Annotated in this window: 3 protein-coding genes and 1 pseudogene; 1 reads left to right on the top strand and 3 read right to left on the bottom strand. The window is 55.0% G+C overall.

Going from position 1 to position 4701, the window contains the following annotated elements:
* Window positions 1-116: 116 nt before the first annotated feature.
* The 3 genes and pseudogenes from F7R02_RS24290 to F7R02_RS24300 all read right to left on the bottom strand — a co-directional run bounded on the left by F7R02_RS24290 (window position 117) and on the right by F7R02_RS24300 (window position 4433).
* Complete coding sequence (locus tag F7R02_RS24290) at window positions 117-1094, bottom strand: hypothetical protein (RefSeq protein ID WP_151210263.1); 978 nt, start codon at window positions 1092-1094, stop codon at window positions 117-119.
* A 180-nt stretch (window positions 1095-1274) separates the two neighbouring features.
* Window positions 1275-2256: pseudogene (locus tag F7R02_RS24295) on the bottom strand (IS5 family transposase).
* A 257-nt stretch (window positions 2257-2513) separates the two neighbouring features.
* Window positions 2514-4433, bottom strand: coding sequence for an ATP-dependent DNA helicase (locus tag F7R02_RS24300; protein ID WP_151210265.1), 1920 nt, complete (start codon window positions 4431-4433; stop codon window positions 2514-2516).
* Window positions 4434-4514: 81 nt separating this feature from the next.
* On the opposite strand from F7R02_RS24300, the gene F7R02_RS24305 reads away from it, so the two are divergent.
* The coding region (locus F7R02_RS24305) for a transposase (RefSeq protein WP_151210039.1) at window positions 4515-4701 on the top strand (187 nt) is incomplete at its 3' end.

Genomic DNA, 4701 nt, shown 5'->3' on the forward strand with positions numbered 1-4701 from the left:
ATCTCGCGCCGGGTCTGCTTGCGCTTGCCCAGGCCCTCAGCGTCACCGAACGTCAGCTGCATAGATGATCCTCTACATGATGAGGCGGGTAGTGTCGCGTATCTGTGGTGCGTTGTTCAGAGCTTCCCTAAATAGACTGCTGGCGCAAACAGCACAAGTGAAAAGGGCAAGCGATATAGCGCCTTTTGCCAATCAACGGTGTAACCACCTACCACTTGGCCGACATGCCAGAGTTCAGGCAGAAAAAGTACTAATGCTGCTACAGCCATCAGACTGATCGCGAGTCGTCGGTAGGTGTTGGCGCTAGTCTTCTCTTCGTTGGCATACGTGGCGTATGCACCAGCTTGCGCCGTGTTGACGACTGACCCAAGCACCTTGCCTGCCTGCTCTTCATAGTTGGTCAGAACAGCGAGCCCCGCGGTGTACTTTCTCGCGAGGTCGGAAAATGTGTCATCTGCTTTGGCATGCTGTGTTCCCTGCCATTGGTCGTAACGTTCAGCGCGCGACGCTTCGCTCTGAGTGAACGTTTGCGTGAAGCTCGACATTTGGTTTTGGAACTGGCTTTCGAGAATAGTCATGCGCTCGATGAGCTTATCTATAGCGAGGTTCGCCTCCACGGAACGAGTGTCGACCTTCTCGACTACCTTATTTAGCTCTTCGAGCTGGGTAGAAGCGTTGCGGTGCCACTCCGTCACATACTTACCAAGCGACGCTGCTGCAGCGACAACAGCTGGTGCGCTAGCAGAAGGCACCGTTGACGCATATCGCTGGACATAGTTGGCAAGCGCGTCGATCTGTGCATTAGCGTTGCGGAGGTGGCCTACATTGCCGCTACTGAGAAATGTCTGCACCTCTCCCAGCGCCGCTTGCGCGGAAGCCTGCATGCTGCCAAGCACTTCGAGGTTCCCGAGTTCTGGGTCGATTGCTGCCAACGTGGAGTCCAGTTGCGCGACAACCTTCACTATTCGGGCAAGCTCTTCAGCGTCGTCCAGCGGCGCACCGTCGGGAAGACTAGCGCTAGCCACGGTACTTGTAAGCGATTGCCAGGATCCGTGGAAGGGATGGTTAATGTACTGATCGGTCCAGCGTGACATCGCACATTCCCTCGTGTCTGTTTGGCGCCCATAGTATGGCGGCATTTTACGGAAGTAGGATTCCTAGGGAAGGTCTGAACAACGAGGCCTGAGAGGGCGGGATGTCGCATGGTTCCGAAGAATGGCCTTTGGATCTTCGGAATTTCGCCATTTCTGGCGCATTCCGTGGAATTGCCCGGTTTACAGGCGCATGCTCCCCATAGCGTGCAGTAACTGCCTTCGCTTCATCCACAGGTTTGACAGCGCAATCAAGGTCGGCACTTGTGCTGTGCTCTTGGCCAGCCCACGATAGCGGACCTTGGTGTAGCCGAGCTGGCGCTTGATCACCCGGAATGGATGCTCATTTCGCGCGCACGTTGGCCTTGAAGTGTTCCCAGTGCTGTTCCCGAGTACGCTTGCGTTTGTTGCCGATGCCTTGGATCGTGGAGGGCTGGCGGTAATGAAGAATGCAGCTTCGCAGTCCAGTAGTTCGTTGCGTTTGCCCGCGCCGGTGTAGTCGCTGTCGCCGAACACGCTTTCGTCTTTGCCATGTAGCAAGGTGTGCGTCACCGGAACATCGGCGACATTGGCCGCTGTGCAATGGACATCGTGCACCAGCCCGGAAAACTCATCCACGCCGATGTACGCCTTCATCCTGAAATACCACTGATTGCCTTTTCTGGTCTGATACATCTCAGGGTTGCGCGCGTGATCGGCGTTCTTGGTCGAGCCGGGCGCGGCGGTCAGCGTCGCATCGACAATCGTGCCGGCCCGCAGGCTCTAGCCCTTGCGAGCCAGATACGCGTTGACCGTTTCCAGCATCCGTGCGGCAAGACCATGGGTCTCCAGCAAGTGTCGAAAGCAGGGGGGAGGCGTGGTCTCGTCGGGAACGTCGTCCAAGCCGCCGAGCTGGGCAAAACGCCGCAATGTCGGTATCTCTGCAGCGCCTCTTCCATCGCCGAATCGCTCAACGCATACCACTGCTGCAGCAAATGAATCCGCAACATCGTCGCCAGAGCGTATGGCTGCCGACCTGGCCGCCCATACGCCGGATAGTGTGGCGTGACAGCCCGAGCAGTTGCTGCCACGGAACCACCTGCTCCATCTCGGCCAGAAAAATTTCGCGGCGGGTCTGCTTGCGCTTGCCCAGGCCCTCAGCGTCACCGAACGTCAGTGCATGGATGAATCCTCCACATGAGGCGGGTAGTGTCGCGTATCTGTGGTGTGTTGTTCAGAGCTTCCCTAGATCGACTTATCCTTACTCACTGAGGAGTTAGTTTGGGTAGTGCGAGATGAGATAGTTGGGGCAGTGGTGTCGGGGCCGATGACTGATCTCGAGTAGAGGTTGGAATTGTCCAAAGCAACACGGTCCGTACTTCGCCTGCTGTCAGGCCTCACTGGAGAGAGGCTGCGGATACTGAAAGTATGGACAGTGGCAATCTAGCGGATAGGTGTAAAACTCCGTCGAGCTGCAAGAAGGGCAACATCTTTAGGATTAACCGTGCGCTGCAGGTTCTGGAGCACCTTGCGTTGGGTTTCCGGCGTCCAGAAGATTCGCAGATGCTGTCGTGCTCGGGTGATGGCCGTGTAGAAAATGCTGTGAGTCAAGTTTTCTTCGTTGGTGTCGGTCACCACGACCTTCACCGAGTCGTATTCTAGCCCTTGGGCTTTGTGTATGGAGACCGCATAGGTGACTTGAAAGGGCACTACGTTGTTCGGCTCATCGTCATCATCGTCGCTGGTGTCGCAGTCTGTCACAAAAAACCGCACGGTAGAATCGGCTACCCATTCCAGCTCGGTCCCCGCCACGTCGAAGGCATCGAGCGGACGCTCGATCTGTACGTCAAAGCGTAGTGACTCTAGTCCCTGTTGTATTTCCACAATGCGCCCCTTGAGATTGTTGTAGAGGATTGGGCGAAATCGCTCGGACTCATTGAAAAGAATTGGATCTCCCACTTTATATGTAGCTTCGCGCCATATCACACCAGGATTGGGGTTGGCGCCCTGTAGGAAGCGATTGACATTATTGATTCCATACAGCCCGTCGTAGTTCAGGCACAAGATGATCTCATCATTGCCCGCGCGCTCGAACAGCCTCTTGTCAAGAACGGTTGAGTAGCCGTTCTTCGCTATTACCTCGTCAATGTCGTCCTCAATATTTCGAACCTTGTCCCATAGTCGCAAAAGAGCCTGGCTCTTCGTTCGGAACGGCGTGGTGAGTTCGAAAATAGCGCTCCGGGGCAGAAACGAGCGGATGATGGAAAACCAGTTTCCGAATTGAATCGACTCGATTTGATACACGTCGCCAACTAGTACAAGCAGCTTGAAAGAGGTCTTCCTGAGCACCTTTAACAGATCAGCGTTGCTAACTGTGCTGCACTCGTCGACAACCAGTAGATCGTATTCGGGATCTGAGCGGTTCCGATAAATGTGTTGGCTGATCGTTCGGAACGTCGCATGCTGAGCGCGCACTTTGCGCTTGAGGTTGTCAATGGCGGGGTTGGTATGAGCCAGGAATAGCTTGGTTTTTTCGTTAAAATAGTTGGCAATGTGGTCAACCATGGTCGATTTCCCGGTGCCAGCGGCGCCATAGACCAAGGCAACTTTTGAGTCGGCAAACAAGCGCTCGAGTGCGTCCTTCTTGACCGGGTCGTCGACTTGCGGAGGTGCTTGCTGCAACCACTTCTTAACCGCCAGACTGTAGCCCGCTATTCCCTCGATCGCGATTCTCTGCAATTCTTCAACAATAGACGCTGTTTCATCTTCATAACCGCGGATGAAGATGTGGTTCTTGTCTTTTTCGAGAAGCCGGTGCGTATGTTTGTAATAAAGCTTGGAATTAAAATTGGCGATCAGTTCCGTTGTGTCTCCGAAGGAACTCAGATCCTCGGCTGGCGTGTAGAGCATACCGTGCTGTTCGACGTTGATGTGTAGTCTGCGCGCAAGCATTTCGTGCCGTCGATCGGCGATCTCCAACGCGTCGACAAGATCCGAGAACCGAGGGTTGTGATCGCGAAGAGATGTGCAAAGAGGCATGGTCTCAAAGGGAATACAGCCGAACTCTACGTTCAAGTTGGATAGCCGCGAGCACGGTTCGGTCGAGTACTGTGCACGGATCACCGAGTTGCGGAGTCGCAGCATCAAATAACGCAGAAGGTTGTGACCCGGTAGGCGTCCGCGGATGATGCGGCGCCCTTCGTCTAGGATAGGGAAGATTGCAAGACGGGTGTCGGCGGTCCGTGGTACGAATCGAGCTGCCCGATATGCTTCCTCAGACATTTCCATAAGGTCTAGCAGGCTACCAGAGGTTACAGTTAACCACTGATTGAGGTGGCGGAACTCAGCGGTGGTGCCTAGCACCTGATTTCGTATGCCCAGCACCTTTCCGAAGTTGGCTAGGGCCTGTTAACACTAATGGCCCGAGCGATTAAACTATTGGGCATGGAGATCACGCCAGCACAATTTTCTCTGATCGAACACTGCCTGCCGGCGCAGCGCGGCAATGTCAGCATGACCAACCTGCAAGTGGTCAACGCCATCCTTTACGTTGCCGAGCATGGCTGCAAATGGCGCGGCCTACCCAAGCGCTTTGGCAACTGGCATACGGTCTACACACGCATGAACCGTT

It is taken from the genome of Xanthomonas cissicola, assembly GCF_008801575.1.
GTDB lineage: Bacteria > Pseudomonadota > Gammaproteobacteria > Xanthomonadales > Xanthomonadaceae > Xanthomonas > Xanthomonas cissicola.

Coding starts and splice junctions, on each gene's coding strand:
- F7R02_RS24290 (WP_151210263.1), bottom strand. CDS start 1,094: ATGTCACGCTGGACCGATCAGTACATTAACCATCCCTTCCACGGATCC.